General features: G+C 38.2%; 19 protein-coding genes and 2 tRNA genes. 13 read left to right on the forward strand and 8 right to left on the reverse strand.

All coding sequences use genetic code 11. From position 1 onward, the window contains the following. Nucleotide 1: 1 nt before the first annotated feature. From ACFSTH_RS08725 to ACFSTH_RS08745, 5 genes are read right to left on the reverse strand one after another with little or no spacing between them, the layout of a single operon-like run. Entirely contained in the window at nt 2-829 is an 828-nt protein-coding gene (locus tag ACFSTH_RS08725) for a hypothetical protein (protein ID WP_377772252.1), read from the reverse strand. Continuing rightward, on the reverse strand, nt 829-2,022 hold the full coding sequence (locus ACFSTH_RS08730) for a hypothetical protein (protein WP_377772250.1): 1,194 nt from the start codon (nt 2,020-2,022) through the stop codon (nt 829-831). The genes ACFSTH_RS08725 and ACFSTH_RS08730 overlap by 1 nt, the downstream gene beginning before the upstream one ends. After that, nucleotides 2,009-2,908, reverse strand: coding sequence for an ATP-binding cassette domain-containing protein (locus ACFSTH_RS08735; RefSeq protein WP_377772248.1), 900 nt, complete (start codon nt 2,906-2,908; stop codon nt 2,009-2,011). The genes ACFSTH_RS08730 and ACFSTH_RS08735 overlap by 14 nt, the downstream gene beginning before the upstream one ends. After that, nucleotides 2,889-3,716 (reverse strand): hypothetical protein, encoded by an 828-nt coding sequence (locus ACFSTH_RS08740; RefSeq protein ID WP_377772246.1) that lies wholly within the window; start codon nt 3,714-3,716, stop codon nt 2,889-2,891. Before ACFSTH_RS08740 ends, ACFSTH_RS08735 begins: the two co-directional genes overlap by 20 nt. Before the next feature lie 2 nt (nt 3,717-3,718). Beyond that, nucleotides 3,719-4,261, reverse strand: coding sequence for an RNA polymerase sigma factor (locus ACFSTH_RS08745; protein ID WP_377772244.1), 543 nt, complete (start codon nt 4,259-4,261; stop codon nt 3,719-3,721). Nucleotides 4,262-4,483: 222 nt separating this feature from the next. Between ACFSTH_RS08745 and ACFSTH_RS08750 the strand changes: the two genes are divergently transcribed. Next, nucleotides 4,484-5,881 carry an MFS transporter gene (locus ACFSTH_RS08750; RefSeq protein WP_377772242.1) on the forward strand — a complete coding sequence of 466 codons (1,398 nt, stop codon included), beginning with the start codon at nt 4,484-4,486 and terminating at the stop codon, nt 5,879-5,881. A 335-nt stretch (nt 5,882-6,216) separates the two neighbouring features. Here ACFSTH_RS08750 and ACFSTH_RS08755 read toward each other — a convergent pair. The 3 genes from ACFSTH_RS08755 to ACFSTH_RS08765 form a co-directional block, all read right to left on the reverse strand. Continuing rightward, nucleotides 6,217-6,293, reverse strand: a tRNA-Pro gene (locus ACFSTH_RS08755). Nucleotides 6,294-6,312: 19 nt separating this feature from the next. After that, a tRNA-Thr gene (locus ACFSTH_RS08760) sits at nt 6,313-6,388 on the reverse strand. A 574-nt stretch (nt 6,389-6,962) separates the two neighbouring features. Beyond that, nucleotides 6,963-8,276, reverse strand: a complete 1,314-nt coding sequence (locus ACFSTH_RS08765; protein WP_377772240.1) for a hemolysin family protein — start codon at nt 8,274-8,276, stop codon at nt 6,963-6,965. Nucleotides 8,277-8,545: 269 nt separating this feature from the next. Here ACFSTH_RS08765 and ACFSTH_RS08770 point away from each other — a divergent pair, with 269 nt between their 5' ends. From ACFSTH_RS08770 to ACFSTH_RS08825, 12 genes are all read left to right on the forward strand, one after another. Beyond that, nucleotides 8,546-9,463, forward strand: coding sequence for a prenyltransferase (locus ACFSTH_RS08770; protein WP_377772238.1), 918 nt, complete (start codon nt 8,546-8,548; stop codon nt 9,461-9,463). Between the two features lie 39 nt (nt 9,464-9,502). Continuing rightward, on the forward strand, nt 9,503-10,234 hold the full coding sequence (locus ACFSTH_RS08775) for a DUF6081 family protein (RefSeq protein WP_377772236.1): 732 nt from the start codon (nt 9,503-9,505) through the stop codon (nt 10,232-10,234). 106 nt (nt 10,235-10,340) lie between these two features. Then, the gene (locus tag ACFSTH_RS08780) at nt 10,341-11,141 is read left to right on the forward strand and encodes a lytic transglycosylase domain-containing protein (protein ID WP_377772871.1); all 801 of its coding nucleotides are present in this window, start codon (nt 10,341-10,343) and stop codon (nt 11,139-11,141) included. A 110-nt stretch (nt 11,142-11,251) separates the two neighbouring features. Continuing rightward, a complete protein-coding gene (locus ACFSTH_RS08785; protein WP_377772234.1) occupies nt 11,252-12,394 on the forward strand; it encodes a cysteine desulfurase family protein in 1,143 nt (380 codons plus the stop codon). Between the two features lie 8 nt (nt 12,395-12,402). Then, complete coding sequence (thiI, locus tag ACFSTH_RS08790) at nt 12,403-13,623, forward strand: tRNA uracil 4-sulfurtransferase ThiI (RefSeq protein WP_377772232.1); 1,221 nt, start codon at nt 12,403-12,405, stop codon at nt 13,621-13,623. Between the two features lie 164 nt (nt 13,624-13,787). Next, nucleotides 13,788-14,456, forward strand: coding sequence for a TerC family protein (locus ACFSTH_RS08795; protein ID WP_377772230.1), 669 nt, complete (start codon nt 13,788-13,790; stop codon nt 14,454-14,456). A 138-nt stretch (nt 14,457-14,594) separates the two neighbouring features. Next, nucleotides 14,595-15,077: a hypothetical protein gene (locus tag ACFSTH_RS08800; protein WP_377772228.1), complete on the forward strand. Its 483-nt coding sequence runs from the start codon at nt 14,595-14,597 to the stop codon at nt 15,075-15,077. A gap of 57 nt (nt 15,078-15,134) precedes the next feature. Next, a complete protein-coding gene (typA, locus tag ACFSTH_RS08805; protein ID WP_377772226.1) occupies nt 15,135-16,976 on the forward strand; it encodes a translational GTPase TypA in 1,842 nt (613 codons plus the stop codon). A 46-nt stretch (nt 16,977-17,022) separates the two neighbouring features. After that, complete coding sequence (locus ACFSTH_RS08810) at nt 17,023-17,295, forward strand: YlaH-like family protein (protein ID WP_377772224.1); 273 nt, start codon at nt 17,023-17,025, stop codon at nt 17,293-17,295. 77 nt (nt 17,296-17,372) lie between these two features. Continuing rightward, nucleotides 17,373-18,434, forward strand: a complete 1,062-nt coding sequence (locus ACFSTH_RS08815; protein WP_377772223.1) for an LCP family protein — start codon at nt 17,373-17,375, stop codon at nt 18,432-18,434. Nucleotides 18,435-18,695: 261 nt separating this feature from the next. Then, nucleotides 18,696-20,033, forward strand: coding sequence for a PhoH family protein (locus tag ACFSTH_RS08820; RefSeq protein ID WP_377772221.1), 1,338 nt, complete (start codon nt 18,696-18,698; stop codon nt 20,031-20,033). Between the two features lie 78 nt (nt 20,034-20,111). Continuing rightward, entirely contained in the window at nt 20,112-21,419 is a 1,308-nt protein-coding gene (locus ACFSTH_RS08825; RefSeq protein WP_377772219.1) for an extracellular solute-binding protein, read from the forward strand. The last annotated feature ends 305 nt before the right edge of the window (nt 21,420-21,724 follow it).

Raw genomic sequence — 21,724 nt, forward strand, 5'->3', positions numbered from 1 at the left:
CTTACGAAGTTACTTGTCGATGTTTAAAATGATAATAGCATCCAAAGCTAAACATACAAATTGCTACTATTACATAACTGTAAAAAATAGAAATGGGAAGCGATAATGTATAGTTGCCAATCATTACGAAACGTTCTCTACTGAACATGTTTTGTACACGCATCACATCAATAAGGGTCATATATTTCAATACCCATTCTACGGAGAAAACTGAAAAGTTGCGAATGAAAAAAGTAAGTGTCAATAGCAATCCACCGATAAAATAACTAATAATATAATGCCTCGTATGAACCGATACGTACAGAATGAACATGCTGAACGCAATGGCTCCGATCCAATTGGTCACTAACTGAACGAAGCTATATTGCCATAAAGAAAAGTGGTACGGTGTTTGTTCATGGTTAGTTAACGAAGCGATGGAAGCATATGGATCGGCATGTGTTGTGAACAACCAATGAATGATACTACCCAGTAACCAGCTTAATAAGACGACACTAGTGGTGAACAAGATAGTAGCAAGTATTTTAGCAAATATGACTTGTTTTTTTCCATGGCTACTACTTAATAACAACGCATCCATTTTCGATTCATATTCCCCACTAAACACAGCGGGTAGTGCTGCCAATAATATAGCTGCTTGCACAAGCGTACCTTCCATATAAGGAAAAGTAGCGATAGCTTCCCATGCGTTAGCTGTGGTCGAAGTAGTAGTCGATACATAATAAAAAATTTTAGTAACAATAAGTAGTAAGAAGCTGCAAATCGTAATTAACCAAACGACAGGTTGTTGGATAAGCTTAATAAACTCTAGCTTGATTAATGGCTTCATTATTCCTTCACCTGTCGTTTGCGCATTGTAACAATGATAAGAATGGAAGTAAGTAATATATAAACAATTGCTTGGGTAACCGTTAAGCTGGTGTATTCAACAGCGTAGCCAAATATATTAACATAACTGTAATCTGCAAAAGATTCAAACTGTAAAAATTCAAAAAATCGGAATGCTATAAATACGATTGTAACGAGTGAATAAGGTACAAAGCTTTCCATGAAAATAACAGCAAACGGTAATAAAAAGACAAAACCTCCGGCAAAAGCAGGCACTAATGGGGTACGGCTATGGGCTGAAATAAATAGAACAAATAGTGCTAAACTAGAAGTACCAATACAGACTAGTATAGTTCGTACTACTATGTAATAACCGATAGAGTACGGAAATAATGTACTACTAAAAAAAGAAGTTACATTAACAAGCGGTTTATCTATTCCATCTAATCCATAAATAAACGCATTGCATAAAAATTCTATTCCAAAGAAAGTAATAACGACGATGCAGCTGAACATAATAACAGCGATAATTTTGGCAATAGGAGCACGCGAACGTCCATAACGGCTACTTAATAGAAGTGCATCCATTTTTACATTGTATTCTCGACTATATAAGCCAGCTACACTAATAATAATCATTGCTCCAATTAGTAAGTGACCAGCTTCTTCAAAATAGTTTAAAATATTACGCCAACCATCTTTATAAAAAGCATGACTAGGATAGGATGCCATGTGTAGCAAAGCGTTGCGTTCCTTAGTTAAAAAAATGGCTTGTTGATCATAGGCTGGTGGCGGTTCATTTGCAGCTAATTTCTGCTCTATTCTAATTACTGATTCTTTTCTATGCTGGATATTCTCATCCAATTTTAGTATATCAATTGCTACCTCAAAGGGAGCTCTTATATTAACAAACTGTTCTCTCAATTGTTGTTTTGCAATAGGATCAGTTTCATCCTCTATTTGTTGGGCAAGTTCGCTATTATTTCCATACAACTCCTTATTTTCTATTGCCCAATTTAATTTTTCATCCGTTACTAGTCCGCCATACTGTTGAAAAGCTTGCCTAGTTACTTGGATTTGTTTTATGTCTGGCAATTGATTGAAAAATTGAAACACTTGCAAACCGATTAATAGTGAAAAAGCAATATAAACTATTTTTTGTGAAAATATTTTATACAATTCATGTCTGATCATCGTTATTTACCTCCTGCTTGTCCATCACATCGCCGAAGTAATATAAATAAATGTCTTCCAAACGAGGAGTTTGTAAAATAGCATCATCTGACGGCTGCTTCGTTGCAATCACTCGAGCTTCGATATCATTACCTTTTTGATGAATATGCCCCACGATATGACGTTTATATAGTTCATTTAATTGTGTTGCTGGAAGGGACACATGCCATACTTGCTGCTGTAGTTTTTCTAGTAATTTATCCGGTTTGTTTTGCTCAAGTAGCTGACCATCTTTCAAGATGATAATTTCTGAAGCGATAGCTTCAATATCCGTCGTAATATGGGTAGATAATAAAATAATTCGCTCTTGTGCCAATTCTGAGATAAGATTGCGAAACCTAATTCTTTCTTTCGGATCAAGACCAGCCGTCGGTTCGTCCAACAGCAATAGTTTGGGATCATTAAGTAACGATTGAGCGATGCCGAGTCTTTGTTTCATTCCTCCCGAAAACTTGCGGATTTTCACTTTCTTATATGGAGTTAAATGGACAACCGCAAGCATCTCGTCTATTTTTTGCTCCACTTGTTGTTTGGGTAAGCCCTTTAAAGCTGCAATATATTGCAAATAGCGATGGGCGGTAAAGTTTGGATAGAATCCGCAATCTTGCGGTAAGTACCCGAGTAAATCACGATATTTATAGTCTAATTTATAAATGTTTTGTTCATTAAACGTAATCGTGCCATTAGTTGGTTTTAGTACATCTGCAAGTATGCGCAATAAAGTAGTTTTTCCAGCACCATTTGGTCCTAACAATCCATATACTCCGTTCGTAAAAGTACAGCTGATGTCATGTAGTGCCACTTTTTCTTTATATTTTTTGGTCACCTTATTCAATTCGAGTTTCATATGTGATCCAGCCTTTCCAGTGCGTTGATATATAACGAATTTGTGAAAAATAAAGAAGGATAGCTCCCAGCATGATAGTAACTAAAATAGATGTGGGAATAGCTAGTAGCCAATCGACTAGATGAAAACTACTTTGATCCATGATGCAAAATACGAGCCAAATAATAGCAATCGCATGGGTAATAGAAGCATGGCGGAATAGCGTAGTTATTATTAGAGATAAACTGCTAATTACAATAAATGGAATCCACCAGATGAGCAATAGGGATGTCATATTAATAGTAGGTTCCACCCAATAAATAGTTAGAGAAAATAATCCATTAAGTAGTAGGTTATAACTATTAATAACGGTTAACTTAGCCAAAAACACTTGTTTACTGTTAAACGTAAATGACATTTCTAATTCGGTCATTCGGTTATTTCTGCTGCGCATAAGCTCCGTTAAACTAACAACAAAAATAAGGGGAGCAACAAAAAAGCTAACGGCATACCAATCATTCGTATAAAAGTACGATAAGATTAGGGCGAATAAAAAAGAGCCAATCGTTGTTAACCAATAAAAAGGAGAAAAGAAATAGAGTTCTGTTTTTGTGAGTCGTAATAGATCCAGCAAATATTGTTGTTTAGTTCGTTCCTTTCTTAAATGCCAGTCTAGCGTTACAGTATTTATCGTCTGTTGCATCATGGAAGGATCGGGTTCTGGTAAAATAGATTGGTTTAACCATTGTTTTAATGCTAATTCATCTTCTAATGGTACTTCCCATGACTCTAATTCGTTTTCGTTTGTTTGCTTACGCTCGCTCATCATATTCACCTCACATGTAATTGATGCTTTTGTAGTTTCTCTATTCCTTGCTTGAGTCGCGATTTCACCGTTGATAGTTCAGTGTCCGTCAATTCCGCGATGTCTGTTATCTTCAAGTCATAGTAATAGCGCAAAATAATGGTTTCTCGCTGATAATCTGGCAACATTTGTAGTAATTGTTGGATAAGCATCGCATCGTCCATTTGAGCTAAGGAATCTTTCTGCTGTCCGAGCTGCTCGGATATAGCATCTTCATACTCTACTTCTTTTTGGATCATTTGATTGCTTCGTATTTTGAAATGATCACGGCAAGTATTAAGCGCTATTTTTAATAACCAATGACGCAACTGCTCGATATTTTTCAGCGTGTGGATGTGGCGGACCATTTTAATAAATGTTTCTTGTGTTAAATCGTAGGCCAAATGGTAATCGGAACAGTAACGATAAATGTAGGCAAAAATATAGTTGTAATGCCTTTTGATTATGCGATCTAGCGCATCGCTATTTCCTTGCATCCATTGGTCATACAACTTTTGCTCGCTGAGCATATTGCTTCCCTCACTTCCTCTTATATTAAGACGATGGCTCGTATGTAAAAAGTTTTAATAATTATTTTATCATTTATTTGTTGTAATCATTTTAGGTAGTTTCTGCTATCTTTTGTAAAGTGGTTGCTTGACATAAAGGGGGAGACTGTTATCCTACATAGTAGGGGTTTTTAACCACACTGTTTTAGATCGTGCAATGGGGAGACAACAGGAGGAAACGATATGGTAAATGTACAGCAGCAACAAGACAATAAAAATATAGATAAATTATTGCGGGTATTAGTATTTGCCCTTATTTTTTCGGTTATGAATGGAACGATGTTTAATGTCGCACTTCCAATGATTAGTGAGCAGTTTTCGTTACTTCCCTCACAAGCAAGTTGGGTGCTTAGTGGATATATGATTGTGTTCGCTATCGGTTCTGTCGTTTATGGAAAGCTAGCCGATCGTTTTCAAATGAAAAATTTAATTACGTTTGGTTTATATTTATTTGCATTTGGTTCTATCGTTGGGATGTTCGCGCACCAATATTGGTTAGTTGTAGCGGGTCGATTGTTGCAGGCAGCAGGGGCTTCGGTCTTGCCAGCGGTTAGTATGATCATTCCTGTCCGTTACTTCCCGATAGAGCAGCGGGGGAAAGCGCTAGGCATCACTGCTGTGGGATTGGCACTTGGAGCTGCGTTAGGACCGATTGTAGCGGGTCTAGTATCTAACTTCGGTAGTTGGCGCCTATTATTTTTATTATCGATTATATCGCTAGCTACAGTACCTTTTTTTCGAAAATATTTGCAACAAGAACAAGTAACACAGGTGAAATTTGACTATTCGGGTGCAGCACTGTTAGCAGCAACGGTAGCTTTGTTGTTATTATCTATTACCCAAAGTAATTTATGGTTACTTGTCGTAGCAGTTTTACTTTTTGGTTTATTTCTCGCTCGTATTCATACAGCACAAGATCCATTTATTGAACCGGAATTATTTAAAAATAGTAAGTATTCTCTAGGCTTGTTTATCGCTTTTTTATCTACATCGATGAATTTCGGTTTATCTTTTATGACACCACAATTTTTAACATCACTTCATGGGCTTACACCAGCAAGCATTGGGATGGTTATGTTTCCAGCGGCAATTTGTGCAGCTTTTTTAGGGAAAAAGGGTGGTAGACTAGCTGATCAGAAAGGAAATATGTTTCTGGCTATGGTAGCAACTTCCTTAATGTTTGTCTGCTTTGCATTGTTATCATCCGCATTGGAGTTACCTGCTTATTGGATTGCACTGTTTTTAATTGCTGGTAATATTGGGGTAACATTTATGCAAATAGCAATGTCGAATACAGTTTCCAAAACATTGTTGAAGCATCAGGTTGGCGTTGGTATGGGATTGCTATCGTTGATGAATTTTATTTCTGGAGCGATAGCGATGGGGACTATTGGAAAATTATTAGATGGTCAACAGACAGCTCTTCAGCTTAATCCGATAGTTAATCAAAGTGCAGCATTTATTTATAGTAATATTTTTCTCGCCATGAGTTCTATTATCATCGTTATCATTATGTTATACCGTATCGTGTTTCGGGATGAAGTTGTACTTGTGGCAAAGAAGGGTAGCGCCACATTGTAGGAAATTAATTTGTTTATTATGGTGATGTAGTTTTATGTAAATATAGAAGTAGTTGTAGAGGGAAATAAAGAATTGGATGTAGATGGAAATAGTAGTGGTAGTGGATAATATAATGGTTATTACAATTAGGGAAAGGTAGGAGAGATCGCGTGGAAGTACCGCTTAAAGTATGGATTGTTATGGGGTTTATTGGATTATTAATTGTTGCTTTGACGTTATTCGCCATTCATTTAGCATATACGAAAAAGTGGGACAAAGACAATTGAACAAGATCAGAACTAAAAAAGCAGCTTCCTTAGGAAGCTGCTACTTGTTTAATTAGTGGGTAAAATGAATGGTCGGGACGACACGATTTGAACATGCGACCCCCTGGTCCCAAACCAGGTGCTCTACCAAGCTGAGCTACGTCCCGCAACACTTTGAATTATGTATGGTGCCGTCGAGAGGACTTGAACCCCCAACCTACTGATTACAAGTCAGTTGCTCTACCAGTTGAGCTACAACGGCACATCATCTGTTATTGATTGCAGGCACAAAATATATAATACACAGATAAAGTGAATTTGGCAAGCCTTTTTCATAAAAAAATTAAAGTTCTACTTTTCAAAAAATTCTAACAATTTAAAGTGGACGCGAGAGCTGTAAAGTTGTTGTTCGGAAAGTCAGCGAAAACAGGCTATCGGATGCATTTATTGATGAATTACACTGGGTTATACGATTATGCAAACGGTACAACGCAACAGGAGAAAGTTTGTGTGAAAAAACGTATAAAAGGTTATGTGCAATGGGTTGTAGTGATGACTTTGTATGAGAAATCGTATAAACGGTCATGTGTAGCGGCTTGAATTGTGGGCTTTGTACGAAAAAACGTATAAACAGTCACATACGGGGTTTGAATTGGTAAGTTTTGTACGAGAAATCGTATAAACCTCATCAAGAAAGGTACGGGTAACCGTTTCGCTACGTTGCTGCGAAAGCAGCTGCACCAAAAAAAGCTGGACGGAAAACCAACCTGATGGTTTTTCGTCCAACTTTTTAGATTGGGGACTTATTGGACAGTCCCAATCATTGATATCGATTGTTAAGCTGTTTCGCTATCTAATTCTGGTAGTGCGATTTGTAGTTCTACTTTGCGAATTCTATTTTTTCCGGTTTCACGGATAATAAATCGTAAGTGGTGAAACTCCAGTTCTTTGCCTGTTTTCGGTTCACTAATTTTACTGTATAGCCAACCGCCAATTGTATCTACGTCTTCATCTTCGAAATCAAGACCAGTCAATTCGGTTAATTCATCAAGCAACACTTTTCCATCGAGTAAGTAACAGTTTTCAGCTAATTGCTCAATCTCTCGGCGTTCGTCGGCATCAAATTCATCGCGAATATCACCAACAATCTCTTCTAGTATATCTTCAATGGTAATCAAACCGGAAGTTCCGCCATATTCATCGACCAATATAGCAATGTGAACTCGTTCTTGTTGCATCCGTTTAAGGAGCATTTTGACAGGTGTTACTTCCGAAACGGACAGTACAGGATGAATCAGCTTTTTAAAATCAAGTGCTTTGTTTGTATCATATTCCAAAAATAATTGCTTTGTATTTAGCATGCCGACTATATTATCTTTGCTCTCCAGAGCTACAGGAAAACGAGTATATTGTTCTTTACGAATGATTACTAAGTTTTCTTCCAATGTATAGTTTGTATATAGACAAACCATATCTGTACGAGGCACCATAATTTCTTTGGCCAATAATTCATCAAATGCAAAAATCCGACTAACATATCCAAATTCCGTATTATTAATTTTACCACTTTGGTAACTTTCATTCAAAATAATTTGAATTTCTTCTTCAGAATGGGCTTGTTCGTGTTCTTTCGTAGGTTTTAGCCCGAAAATACGTACTAAAGTAAGTGCTGACCCATTTAATATCCAAATAAAAGGAAACATAACTTTGTAGAAAAAGATAAGTGGTTTAGCAGTGTGTAAACTAATAAATTCCGCTTTTTGTATTGCCCAAGTCTTTGGAGCAAGCTCACCTACGACAACATGTAAGAAAGTTGTAAAAACAAAGGCGATCGCAACAGATAAAATAGCGCTAAACTGAGGATTAAGCTCTAATTTACTAAAGAGTGGTGCTAAAATGAGCTCTACCGTTGGTTGACCCAAAAAACCTAATCCTAAAGCCGTGATGGTAATACCAAGTTGACAAGCCGATAAGTAAGCATCAAGATTATTAATTACTTTTTGGACGGCCTGTGCGTTTTTACGTCCCTCTTGCATTAACTGATCTACACGACTAGGTCTTAACTTGACGATGGCAAATTCGGTCGCAACGAAAAAAGCAGTTAATAAAATGAGAAGAGCAAACATAAAAAGATTAAGTCCTATACCCATTATAGATATTCACAATCCTTTTCTAAATGAAATTAGTTGTATACTATATACTATAGCGAAAAAAGAGTAGCTGTGACAACTGTCAATTGCACCTTAATGGAGCGTTAATTGGTCAAAATAAGTCTAAATAGTGGATTTCTTACTATGTTCTCGTTTATTATCAACTCTTTACAACTTCATAGCTCACGCTTAAGATTAAATAGGTTGTATTTCGTACAATTAAAGTAGTACCATAGCTCTAGTAGTGAACAGAAAAGAAAGGCAGTGGAATGATGGTAAAACAGTTTTTGAAAGCTTCACGATTCCAAGTCATTCCGGTGATGTTAATTCCGGTATTGTTAGGTGCACTTGCGGCTTGGGCGTGGACGGGTACGTTTCATGTATGGTTATTTCTTTTAACGTTATTTGGCGCAGGAACCGCTCATCTATTTTCGAATATGGTGAACGATCTTTGGGATTATAAGAATGGAACAGATACTGCTGCAAAGGAACAGGAAGACGCTGTTTCTACAAACTCCGGTTTTTTAACGAGTGGCATTTGGACGTACGAGCGGTTTAAAAAGTTAACGTGGACACTATTTATTGTTGCGATTAGTAGTGGCATCATTTTAAGTGTATTTAGTGGTATTTGGGCGTTTATCTTTGGACTTGCAGGTGGGTTAATTGCTTATTTTTACGTTGCACCACCAATTCGGTTTGGATATCGGGGAAAAGGGTACAGTGAAATAGCTATTTTATTATCTTTTGGCGTACTTCCGGTAGCTGGAGCTTATTATGTACAAACATCGATGCTAGATTGGAACGCTATATTGTTATCACTTCCCATTGGTTTGTTGACAACACTAATTTTATTTAACCACCATTTCTTACATTGGAAAGCTGATAAAAAAGCTGGTAAGAAAACACTGGTCGTTGTATGGGGAGAAGCACGAGCACTTACTTTTTCTAAAATATTGTTGTTATTAGCATGTTTATCACTTATTGCATGTGTATTATATGGAACATTACCAATTTACGCCCTGCTTGGATTATTGGCAGCAATTCCGTTATACTTAGTTTATGGTCGATTAAAAAAAGAAAATGATTCAAAAGCATACGTACCACTAATGGGAGCTTCACTTAAAGCAACTATTCGTTGTGGGGCGATTCTTATTGTCGTTTTAATTATACAAGCTTTAACATTTTAATAGATAAGTCATAACGAGACTGATAGGAGAAGACTAGCAATGGAAGCAAAAGAATGGATTTTAGGCGATTTTGATACTATTTTAGATGAAGGAAAAGTGTGGAAAATGGGTGGGTTCCCCTTGCCGGATGGGAGTTACTGGGAGTACCGCGAGCCCGAAGCAGTAGTGATTGTACGCAACGGTATATTATATGTACGTGCTGCATTAAGTCGTGCTAATGATCAAATTCAAATTTTGGATAATGCCAAACATATGTATTACTCTGTAGATCCGGTACAAGTGCCAGAAAAGGGCGAAATTAGTTTTGAGTTGCAAATTAGAGCGAGATCTCGTAATACTACTCCAAATGACTTATATGATGGATATGTATCATTGAATTTACTTGATTTTACAACGGGAGCAGCACTTGATTTCTTTGCAGGTAATGATAAATATGCGAGCGTATATGCGATACTGCCATTCCCTGGAGTTACTGTTCCAGATAGTGATAAAACCAAATATTTTTGCATCTTTAAGGAAGATACTAATTTCCGGAAACAAGAATTTAATACGTATAAAATAACATATAGTAAAGAACGAAACGAAGCTGTTTTTTATTTAAATGGGGAGGAAGTAAGACGTGAGCAAAACATACCTGTTCCATTTAATCAGTTTACAGTCGCACTAGGGATTATGACAGAAAAGGATTTGACACCAGAAGGTAGTGTTTCTGTACATGGTCAGACTGTAATTGGAGAATGGTCACCGATTAAAATTGAAATGAAGCCGTAATATTTATTCGGAAACAGGCAATTGATACTAGTTTTTTTTAAGTGGAGCAGTTACAATATGGTGATAAAGATGTAACTGCTAATGAGAGGTGACACCAACAGTGACAATGCAGCCTCAAGTGATGAAGACAGTGCTTATGCACTACATGATGCCTAATGTGAATGCTTCATCCGTTGCCAATGCTAGTAGCCAGCCGTTAGGGGCGTCCACAACGTCGTTGTTTCAATCGTTATTAGACGAACAAATGGAGCAAACGGCAGCTTCAATTATGCAAACACGTACGGCTGTAGCGGGTAATAGGATGCCAACAACTGGCTATCGTGGATTTGATGTTGTACCACAACAGGCAATATGGAATCAAGGACAAGAGAGTACTGCTTACCCGGTATGGCAACCGGATTTATTTAAACATTTAACACAGTTGCCAGTAGCCAATACAGATCATGTTGTTCCTGCAATATCGGCTACCTCCAGTAAGCCAATACAGCATATTAGTGGTAGTGGTAAGGAGCAGATTGACAATTTGGTTATGTCAGCAGCTCGTTTATATGACGTAGATCCGGCACTTATTCACGCGGTCATTAAGACAGAGTCGAATTATAATGAGAATACGATATCTCATGCTGGTGCCAAAGGACTTATGCAATTAATGGATGGAACAGCGCGATATGTTGGCGTTAGCAATAGCTTTGATCCACAGCAGAATATTGAAGGTGGAACGAAGTATTTGGCTATGATGATAAAGAAATATGATGGTCATATACCAGTAGCTTTGGCTGCATACAATGCTGGTCCAGGTAGAGTTGATCGATTAGGGATCGCTACGGAACAACAATTGAAAGATAAGCTACATTTGTTGCCACAAGAAACACAGCGTTATATTACAAAGGTACTAGGGACTTGGTAGTAACATGTCAAAAGAGTCATTGTTGCAACCCACGAGAAAGTGGAGCGGCAGTGACTCTTTATATTGTTATGTATAGATGATAATAGAATAGATAAAGGCGATGAAAGAAAATGCTATATTTTGATCATGCCGCATCAACTCCACCATACGAGAGTGTAATAGAGACGCAATATGAAGTAATGAAGCAACATTACGCTAATCCCTCTTCATTGCATCAATCAGGAGTTGCTGCTCAAAAATTGTTAGAGCGAGCACGTGCCGCCATTGCTGCACAAATGAGAACGACATCAGGTCAATGGATATTTACAGCAAGTGCAACGCTTGCCAATAATGCAGCAATATTAGGTGTAGCTAAGCAGTATCGGCAACGTGGAAATCATATTATTACGACAAATATAGAACATCCATCAGTATTTGAAGTGATGCAGCAGCTAGAAAAAGAAGGTTTTAACATTACCTACTTACCAGTCAATGAAGCTGGTCATATTACTGCTGAGCAAGTCAATGGAGCAATTACGAAGCAGACGATACTGGTTAGTATTATGCATATTAATAATGAAATAGGTACGATCCAACCAATCGAAGAAATTGCTAATCTGCTTCAGCAATATCCGCAAGTGATCTTTCATGTGGATGCGGTACAAAGTATTGGTAAAATCGATAGCTCGCCAGAACAAATGGCGATTGACTTGTTGACAGCATCAGCTCATAAGTTTGGTGGTCCCCGTGGAGTAGGGTTGTTGTACAAAGCTAGTCATATCCAGCTTTCACCGATCGTATATGGGGGCGGTCAAGAGTTGGGTGTTGTACCTGGAACGGAAAATGTGCCAGCAATTGTAGCAACCGCGAAAGCAATGCGACTTACTTTGGAAAATCAAGAAAACAAAAGCTCCTACAAACAAAAGTTGCGTGATCAGTTACGAGCAGGTATTATGCAAATGAAGGAACTTCATCTGAATGGTGAATTACCTTTGGCACCGCATATTGTACATTTTTCCTATCCTGGAATGAAACCCGAAGTAGTTATTCATATGTTAGAGCAGCAAGGGTATTTAGTAGCAACAAGATCAGCTTGTTCTTCCAAAGAAAACACACCTAGTCGAATTATACAAGCGTTAGGTCGTTCATTTGAGAGTGCCACCAGTGGTATTCGTATAAGTATTGGTGATGAGCATACAGAGCAAGATATTGAACAGCTATTACACGCACTACAACAAATAATTCAAGAGTTGTCTCATTTAGAGAGGGGTTAAATATAGTAATGCAATACGATCAGATCGTAATGCGGTATGGTGATCTTACGATGAAAGGTCGTAACCGCAACATGTTTGAACAGAAGATGTTAAAGCAGGTAAAACATGCGCTATCCGGCTATCCAGCATTAGACTATTGGAAAACGTATGGCAGAATGTATATTAAATTAAATGGACAAGACCATGGGCCAGTGATGGAAAGGTTAAAAGATATATTTGGTATCGTTTCTTTTAGTCCCGTCGTCGTCTGTAAACCGGAGCTTGCAGATATTGAACAAACGGCATTAAAGTTGATGCGTAGTTTACCAGCAATTCCACAGACTTTTAAAATGAATGTTCGTCGTGTGTGGAAGCAATTTCCTCATGGTTCGCATGAAATGAATCATTTGATCGGTGCACCAGTATTGCGGGAATTTCCTGAGTTATCCGTTAATGTTAAGCAGCCAGAATTAGAACTACGAGTAGATATACAAGAGGAAGCTGCTTATGTTTTTTGTGAAGTGATTCCTGCTTCTGGTGGTTTTCCATTCGGTTCGAACGGCAAAGCTATGCTCCAATTGTCTGGCGGAATCGATAGTCCTGTTGCCGGTTGGATGGGATTACGTAAAGGATTAGAAATAGAAGCTGTTCATTTTCATAGTTATCCTTATACAAGTAGGCAAGCGCAGGACAAAGTGATTGAATTGGCAAAGCGGCTTGCTTATTACAGTGCAGCTCCAATAAAGTTGCATATGGTGTCCTTTACAGAAATTCAAACAGAGCTTGCCAAATCAAAGCAAAACCATTTGCTTATTACAATGATGCGTAGAGCGATGTTGCGAATTACAGAAAAGTTGGCTTTGGAGCATGGAGCAAAAGGAATCGTTACAGGAGAAAGCTTAGGGCAAGTAGCTAGTCAAACGTTATCCAGTATGAATGTCATTGGACGAGCTACTGTTTTACCGCTTATTAAACCATTAATTATGATGGATAAACAAGAAATAATTAATATTGCTACACGAATTAAAACATATGAAACATCGATATTGCCATTTGAAGATTGCTGTACATTATTCATTCCCAAAACACCAAGTACAAACCCGAGTTTGCGTGTTGTAGAAGGGCAAGAAGCAGCTCTAGAAGATCTGCCAGCAATGATTGAAAGAGCAGTACAAACAGTGGAAACGCTCATCATCAGTGCAGAAACATTAACTGAAGCTGTCACAGCGGGTGAAGAAGATTGGTTTTAATTAAATAATGAAGCAGTTTGAAAAAAACAAGGATGCTACAAGCGGATTTTCGCTCACAGCATCCTTGTTTGAATATCCCTCCAATTCCTTTGGCTTTAGTTCGTGTAATAGTTATACATATTGCACCAAACTTGTACATACTTCTTAGTATGGGAGGGAATAACGTGGAACATGCATTTATTTTTTTTGAGATTGTAGTTATAAATTTGTTGTTAAGTGGGGATAATGCGATAGTTATCGCTATGGCTAGTAAGCAGTTGCCGGCAAACGAGCGGAAAATAGCGCTTCGTACCGGAACGTTTGCTGCGATTGTATTACGTTGTCTATTAGCGGTTGTCGCTGTAACATTGTTAAAAGTTCCTTACCTACAAGCTGTAGGGGCGATCTTACTTTTTTATATTGCGTTAAAATTGTTATTAGATGCCAATAACCAAACACAGATGAAGCAAGTTGATACGAAGCAGCATCAATCTTTGTCAAAGGTACTACAAACCATTATTATCGCAGATTTAGTAATGAGTTTGGATAACGTGGTAGCGATAGCGGCTATAGCACAGGGCGATTTTGTATTAGTATTTAGTGGAATTGCTTTAAGTATCCCAATCATTATTTGGGGTAGCAACTTTTTAAGCAAACTGCTACAACGGTTTAGTTGGATTGCGTATGTTGGAGCGGCTTTATTAGCTTATACAGCTGGAAAGATGTTTGTAAGTGACGTAGCTATAGAAACATTTGGTTGGCTATATCATTATTCTCTGGATCAATTAATACCGCTTTTAAGTGTGCCACTCGTTATTGTTATTGCAATTTTGCGAGATAGAGTAACTGTTTGAATGAAAAACTAATATTTTTTTTGAAACTGAACGTTCGATACTGGCATTTTTGTTTCAGTTCCTTTAAACTAATAGAGATTAAAACTGTTGTCTTTCATTTATGTCATAGGTGAAAGCACGTATGAAGGAGCGGAACGAATGCCAAAAAATAAATTTTCCGCCGGTATTATTTTACTTCTGGCTGGGATCATTATAGTGCTAGGAAAGTGGGGCGTATTCGGCTTTTTAGGAAGTATCTTTTGGCCGCTGCTTGTTCTTATTCCAGGTATATTGATTCACGTTCTATACTTTGGAAGATTGATACCAGCTGTTTCACTTGTGCCAGGCGGAATACTTGTCGTTTATTCGTTGTTATTCATATTATGCAATATTTTCGGGTGGGACAATTTAAAATATTTATGGCCAATGTTTATACTCGGTATTGCAGTAGGTCTGTATGAATATTATATGTTCGGATCTGGAGTTCCGAAAGTAGTATGGACAAGTGCGATTGTACTTGCAGCAACAGCAGTTTTATTTTTTGTATTGGCTTTAATGTGGAGCTGGGGGATCTACCTTGTAGCAGCGCTTTTAATCGGAGCTGGGGCATGGTTAGCACTAAGCAATCGCAAACGTTATTGAACGTAATGGTAGGGCCATGTATTAACCCTATACTAAAGATGGAGTGGATTATAAGTTATGCAACAAAGAGAAAATATTCGTAATATCGCAATTATTGCTCACGTAGATCACGGTAAAACTACTTTAGTAGATCAGTTATTGAAACAATCAGGGTTGTTTCAGCAACATGAAGTTGTACAAGATCGGATGATGGATTCTAATGATCTGGAGCGTGAGCGTGGTATTACGATTTTGGCCAAAAATACGGCCATTACGTATAAAGATTATTTAATCAACATTGTAGATACGCCAGGTCACGCCGACTTCGGTGGTGAAGTAGAACGAATCATGAAAATGGTTGATGGAGTTCTACTTGTTGTAGATGCTTTTGAAGGATGTATGCCACAAACAAAAGTAGTGCTTCGTAAAGCACTAGAACATCAATTGATTCCAATTGTTGTTATTAATAAAATTGATCGACCTAATGCTAGAGCGGCAGAAGTAATTGATGAAGTAATTGACTTGTTTATTGAATTGGAAGCAACGGATACACAGCTAGAGTTTCCAGTTGTCTATGCATCTGCATTGATGGGCACAGCAAGTGCTACTGAAGATAAACAAGACGAAAATATGCTAGTTCTATATGATACTATTGTGGAACATATTCCATATCCGACGGAGCAGCTTGATGCGCCATTGCAATTTTTGGTGACATTGCTTGATTACAATGAGTATGTAGGTCGAATAGCTATCGGTCGTGTAAATAGAGGTATTATTCGTCAAGGTCAGTCTGTCGCTGTTATGATGCGAGATGGTGGCATTAAATCGGGACGGATTGAAAAACTATATGGCTTCCAAGGATTGAAGCGGATAGAGATTAGTGAAGCGGGAGCTGGCGATCTTGTCGCTATTGCCGGGATAAGAGAAATTAACATTGGCGAAACGATAGCTGATCCAGCACATCCAGAAGCGTTACCTGTATTTGCTATTGACGAACCAACGTTACAAATGACGTTTTTAGTTAATAATAGTCCATTTGCTGGACGAGAAGGAAAGTGGATTACATCACGTAAACTACGCGAAAGATTGTTTAAAGAATTAGAAACGGACGTAGCATTAAGAGTGGAAGAAACAGAAAGTCCAGATGCTTTTATCGTTGCTGGGCGGGGCGAACTTCACTTGACGGTCTTGATCGAAAATATGCGCCGTGAAGGTTATGAATTACAAGTATCTAAACCAGAAGTTATTGTAAAAGTGATAGAAGGAAAAAAACAAGAGCCATATGAGCGTTTGTTTGTTGATATTCCAGAAGAAAGCTTAGGCGCAGTAATGGAAAGTCTAGGATCAAGAAAAGCAGAAATGATTAATATGATTAATCATGGAAATGGTCAAGTACGCTTGGAATTCCGCATACCAGCTCGAGGCTTGATTGGTTATCGAACAGCGTTTTTAACATTGACTAGAGGTTACGGCATACTCAATCATGTCTTTGACAGCTACGGACCATTTGTAGGACAAACAGTAGGTGGAAGACACGAAGGTGTTCTTGTAGCTACGGAAAAAGGTGTTTCTTCTTTCTATGGTATGATGAGTGTAGAAGATCGAGGTACGATGTTCTTGGAGCCAGGTACAGAAATTTATGAAGGTATGATTGTCGGCGAACATAATCGCGATAGCGATATCGTTGTAAATATATGTAAAGAAAAGCAATTGACGAATATGCGTGCTGCTAACAAAGATGAAACTGTAAAATTGAAAACTCCGATTGTGTTTTCATTAGAGCAAGCTTTAGAATATTTAAACAATGATGAGTATTGTGAAATTACACCTGAATCTATCCGTTTGCGCAAAAAAATATTAGTAAAAAGCGAACGTGAAAGAGCAGAAAAGCATAAAAAAACAATTGAGTCCGGCGTATAACGCCGGGCTTCTAAATATTACATACCGTTAAAGGAGGAAGTTTGTAATGCAACAGTGGTTGAGCGAGCATATGTTAGTATCGTATATTTTAATCGTTTTATTTACGATTTTTATTTTTAATCAAGTGTTTCGTCCACAACAACAGAAGTTACCTGTTCTAAAAGAGGTAATGATATATGTCGTAATTGCAATAGGTTCTTTTGTTTTGACTATTTTGCAGGTGGACAAGCTTCCGATCATTCAATGTATGGCGATAGCTGTTGGTATGATGATGTTATTAAGAGGACGACAAATGTATGATAGATGGAAATATAAGTAAAAAAAGACGATGACATAATGACAATTATCGACTGTTAAATTATAATGAAAGAAAGTATGAAAAAGTGGGGATAATTTATGGTTGATAAAACTAACACACTTCCACCACGACAACGAAGTAATAGGTCAACCCAACCAACTTCTAAGTCGAAAAAGAAGAAAAAACGATCTAGTTTACGAATCTTATTTACGATTATTTTAAGTGTTTTTTTACTAGCTGGTGCAGCTATCGGCTACGTTTATGTCCAGATGTCCGGTGCCCTCGACAAAATTACTTTAGGTACTGGTGATGTGGCAGAAGCAGTGCAAGGTAGTATTACGGATACAGGCAAGCCTATTGCTATAGCGCTTTTAGGAATTGACCAGCGACCCAAAGGTGTGCGAGGCGGCGGGAAAAATACTGACGTAATGATGGTTGTTACGCTTCATCCAAAAACGAAAAAAATTGTGGCAGTAACGATGCCGCGAGATGCTTACGTTCAAGTGGATCATTATCGCGATCGCAAAGCTAACGGTTATTATGCTGCTTTTTACAATAATGCCAAAGGCAAAGGGATGTCGGCTGACGGAGCAGAACTAGAAGCGATGAAAGATATCCGCAAGATGTTAGGCGATTTGTATGGCATTAAGATTGATCATGTAGCGACGATTAACTTTCAAGGCTTTATGGATGTTGTCGATGCACTTGGTGGCGTGGAAGTCGATGTGCAGATGAGAATGCTTTATAACGATACTTATGATGGTACTGATATTAACTTACAACCAGGAATCCGAACATTAAATGGGGAGGAAGCGTTAGGGTATGTCCGATATCGTCAGTCGAAAAATGGTAAAAATATGACGACAGATATGGATCGTAATCGTAGGCAAGGAGAAGTCGTTGGAGCGATGTTCGACAAAGTGCTAACGATTAACGGGATGACCAAAATTGGATCGATCTTTGACGCTGCTGGAAAAAGTGTTAAAACAGATATGTCAGAAAAAGAAATTAAAGCACTTATAAAAAAATATTATAATATTAAACGATCCGATATTACGTTCTTAACAGTGGACGGTAGTTGGAAAAGTCCTTATATTTATTTGCACCAAGACAGCTTGGCGAAAGCACGACAACAGCTACAATCAAATATGGCAGAATGAACAGTCGCTCTCGCTAATATACTGAAAGTATAGTAGTAACTAATATTGTATACTATATATTTGCAGTAGAGGAGGGCGCATCATCATGAATCTAAATTCTGAACTTGTACACACGTATAGCGTTACTTTTGTAGATGTTCCAATAGTAAGCCTGGCGAGAAGTCGCCAGGCTTTTGCCTATGCCGACAAGTAGTCCTCTAAAAAAGGTTTTGTCACATGATCAAACGACAAGTGCAAAATTATAATACTGGAGGAATTACGATGAAGAAAATAATAGTGCTCGATACTAATGTGTTACTTCATGATCCACAAGCGTTATTTGCGTTCGGTATAGATGAAATTGTTATTCCTGCGGTTGTGTTAGAAGAGATCGATTCGAAGAAAAGGCTAGCGGATGAGTTAGGGAGAAACGCGCGTCATATTTCTCGATTGTTGGACTCCCTTCGCACGATTGGGCATTTACATGATGGAATACCTCTCGACAATGGTGGTTTACTGAAAGTAGAACTTAATCATAAAAGCTTTGCCAGTGTACAAGATATGTTTATTGAACAGACGAATGATAATCGGATATTAGCAGTTGCGCTAAATTATCATATGGAACAATTGGCATTAACCGAAGAAGAACGAAAGCAAGTTGTAATTGTAAGTAAAGATGTCCTGGTACGCATTAAAGCAGATGTATTGGGGCTTGTGGCGGAAGATTATTGGCCAGAAGACCGACCGTACTCCGAGGAACAGTATAGTGGGTATCAATCGCTTGCCGTTCATCCATCTGTTATCGATCAATTTTATTCTGATCGACACTTATTGGTAAATCAATTACCAAAGGAGACGAAGGTTGTCTCGAATGAGTTTGTCATACTAAAAGACGAAATTGGTTCATCCAAATCAGCGTTATTGAAAGTGAGTCAAGACGGTGCGCGTTTGGATTCTTTATATTTGAGCAATGAACCGATATGGGGGATTACTGCTCGTAATGCACAACAAAGAATGGCGTTAGAATTACTGCTTAACGATGACATTCCGCTTGTGACGCTATCGGGTAAAGCAGGTACGGGAAAAACACTACTGGCATTGGCAGCAGGGTTATTAAAGGTAGAAGATGAACGACAGTATAAAAAATTACTAATTGCTCGCCCCGTCGTTCCGATGGGTAAAGATATTGGTTATTTGCCAGGGGAAAAAGAGGAGAAGTTGCGTCCTTGGATGCAGCCGATTTATGACAATTTAGAATATCTATTTGATACGAAAAAGTCTGGAGATATCGATAAAATATTAGTAGGTATGAGCAGTATACAGGTAGAAGCGTTAACTTATATTCGAGGTAGATCGATACCAGGTCAGTTTATTATTATTGATGAAGCGCAAAATTTAACGAAACATGAAGTGAAAACGATAGTCTCAAGAGTTGGCGAAGGAAGTAAAATTGTATTGATGGGCGATCCTCAGCAAATTGATCATCCTTATCTCGATGCGTTAAGTAATGGACTAACATATATTATTGAGAAATTTCGGCAAGAACAAATTAGTGGTCATATGACTCTAGAAAAAGGAGAACGGTCACGACTAGCGCAGTTGGCAGCGGAATTGTTATGAAATTGTAATCAAATTGATTTGGACAGATTCCGAATTACCTGTTATTCTATACGCATATCAAACCGAGGAGGGTGAGGAGTGTCTTATCGCAAATTATTTCCATTTGTCATTGGGGGATTATTTGTGCTCGCCCTTTCTTTTATACCTAGTTCCAATCAACGTGGTCCAGGGGATGAATTAGCGAAGCATTTCAATCAACCTATGTTAGATCTAGAAGGAGAACGACAGGATGAGGGAAAAGCGGAGCTATCTGTAAACGTTTCCTTACCACAACTTGAATTTAATCTTTTATTACAAATGAATGAAGCATTTATGGTAGCTAATCCACGTATTAAAGTAAATGTAGTTAATGAACTGCCTGTTGAAAAAGCATATCAAGCCTGGGAAGCTAGTAGTGCGCTAGGGAGTGGGGCGGATGTGATGTTACTAGATAACAGTTTGGTGCGTTTGTTTGCGATACGGGGCTATTTAAAGCCGACTGATGGGCTGTTAGCTGGAGATGTGTTGACGAATCAATTACCGAGTGTTATCGATGCACTGAAGTGGAATGGTTATTTATGGGGAGTCCCGCATATGATTAACCCTTATATATGGTTTTGGAACGATCATGCTACGGAATCACTGCTCTCTCTTAGTAAAATTGAAAACTGGGATGAATGGGAGCTGTTAACAAACAATGTTCAGCACGACAGTGATTTGGAAACTGCTGTATTAGATCAAACTAAGGATGAACAATGGTTGCTCGCTATTAATCCAACTGACGTGAAGCAGTTAATCGTTTTTATGTATCAATTTCAAGCTAATAGTGATCGCAATTTATTACACGTTGATGAATGGCAAGAGACAGAACTTCAACAACTTCAATGGTTACAACAACAGATCGAACTAGATCAAGTGATGCTGACTACGGATCAGCATACGGTATCGCAATTGCTAGAAGACGGTAAATTATTGGCTGCTATATTACCTTGGAGTGATTATTTTACCATTGCTAAACAATCGACAGTTCGTTTGGTGCCAGATAGTCGTTCCATCGTGTTTCCTTGGATGAATGGGACAAGCTATGTAATCGCTGCGAAAACAAAGTATGAAAAAGAAGCGATCCAGTGGATTGAGCAAATGACGGCGCTATCTAATCAACAAGCGATGATGGAACAATTTCATTATTTACCGACTACTTTGAACGGATATAATTCAGGAGATGATCCTGCGCATAATGTGCCTAGTGCCGTAAAACAGCGTTTGCTTGAAAAACCTGCCGAACTTTTTAGTATGCGCGCCGATCCGCTTTGGCGTGTAAAATGGCAACAATGGGAAGAAATATGGAAGGATAGCGCAACCGACGCCATTGAACAAATATCGAAGATAGTAACAGATAAACCGTAGATAAACACGGTTGAAAGGCGAGGTTTGTATGATAAATCGTATAAAAGGTGATGGTTAAGGCTTGGAAAGCGAGCTTTGTATGATAAATCGTATAAATGGTGCTGGAAGGGGCTTGGAAGGCGAGGTTTGTATGATTAATCGTATAAATGGTGCTGGACGGCGGCTTGAATGGCGAGGTTTGTATGATAAATCGTATAAAAGGTGCTGGAAGGGGCTTGGAAGGCGAGGTTTGTATGATAAATCGTATAAACGGTGATGGACGGCGGCTTGAAAGGCGAGGTTTGTATGATTTATGGAAGGCAGCA

This window comes from Paenibacillus yanchengensis (genome assembly GCF_042684845.1).
GTDB lineage: Bacteria > Bacillota > Bacilli > Paenibacillales > Paenibacillaceae > Pristimantibacillus > Pristimantibacillus yanchengensis.

Coding starts and splice junctions, on each gene's coding strand:
- ACFSTH_RS08725 (WP_377772252.1), bottom strand. CDS start 829: ATGAAGCCATTAATCAAGCTAGAGTTTATTAAGCTTATCCAACAACCT.
- ACFSTH_RS08730 (WP_377772250.1), bottom strand. CDS start 2,022: ATGATCAGACATGAATTGTATAAAATATTTTCACAAAAAATAGTTTAT.
- ACFSTH_RS08735 (WP_377772248.1), bottom strand. CDS start 2,908: ATGAAACTCGAATTGAATAAGGTGACCAAAAAATATAAAGAAAAAGTG.
- ACFSTH_RS08740 (WP_377772246.1), bottom strand. CDS start 3,716: ATGATGAGCGAGCGTAAGCAAACAAACGAAAACGAATTAGAGTCATGG.
- ACFSTH_RS08745 (WP_377772244.1), bottom strand. CDS start 4,261: ATGCTCAGCGAGCAAAAGTTGTATGACCAATGGATGCAAGGAAATAGC.
- ACFSTH_RS08750 (WP_377772242.1), top strand. CDS start 4,484: ATGGTAAATGTACAGCAGCAACAAGACAATAAAAATATAGATAAATTA.
- ACFSTH_RS08765 (WP_377772240.1), bottom strand. CDS start 8,276: ATGGGTATAGGACTTAATCTTTTTATGTTTGCTCTTCTCATTTTATTA.
- ACFSTH_RS08770 (WP_377772238.1), top strand. CDS start 8,546: ATGATGGTAAAACAGTTTTTGAAAGCTTCACGATTCCAAGTCATTCCG.
- ACFSTH_RS08775 (WP_377772236.1), top strand. CDS start 9,503: ATGGAAGCAAAAGAATGGATTTTAGGCGATTTTGATACTATTTTAGAT.
- ACFSTH_RS08780 (WP_377772871.1), top strand. CDS start 10,341: ATGCAGCCTCAAGTGATGAAGACAGTGCTTATGCACTACATGATGCCT.
- ACFSTH_RS08785 (WP_377772234.1), top strand. CDS start 11,252: ATGCTATATTTTGATCATGCCGCATCAACTCCACCATACGAGAGTGTA.
- thiI (WP_377772232.1), top strand. CDS start 12,403: ATGCAATACGATCAGATCGTAATGCGGTATGGTGATCTTACGATGAAA.
- ACFSTH_RS08800 (WP_377772228.1), top strand. CDS start 14,595: ATGCCAAAAAATAAATTTTCCGCCGGTATTATTTTACTTCTGGCTGGG.
- typA (WP_377772226.1), top strand. CDS start 15,135: ATGCAACAAAGAGAAAATATTCGTAATATCGCAATTATTGCTCACGTA.
- ACFSTH_RS08810 (WP_377772224.1), top strand. CDS start 17,023: ATGCAACAGTGGTTGAGCGAGCATATGTTAGTATCGTATATTTTAATC.
- ACFSTH_RS08815 (WP_377772223.1), top strand. CDS start 17,373: ATGGTTGATAAAACTAACACACTTCCACCACGACAACGAAGTAATAGG.
- ACFSTH_RS08820 (WP_377772221.1), top strand. CDS start 18,696: ATGAAGAAAATAATAGTGCTCGATACTAATGTGTTACTTCATGATCCA.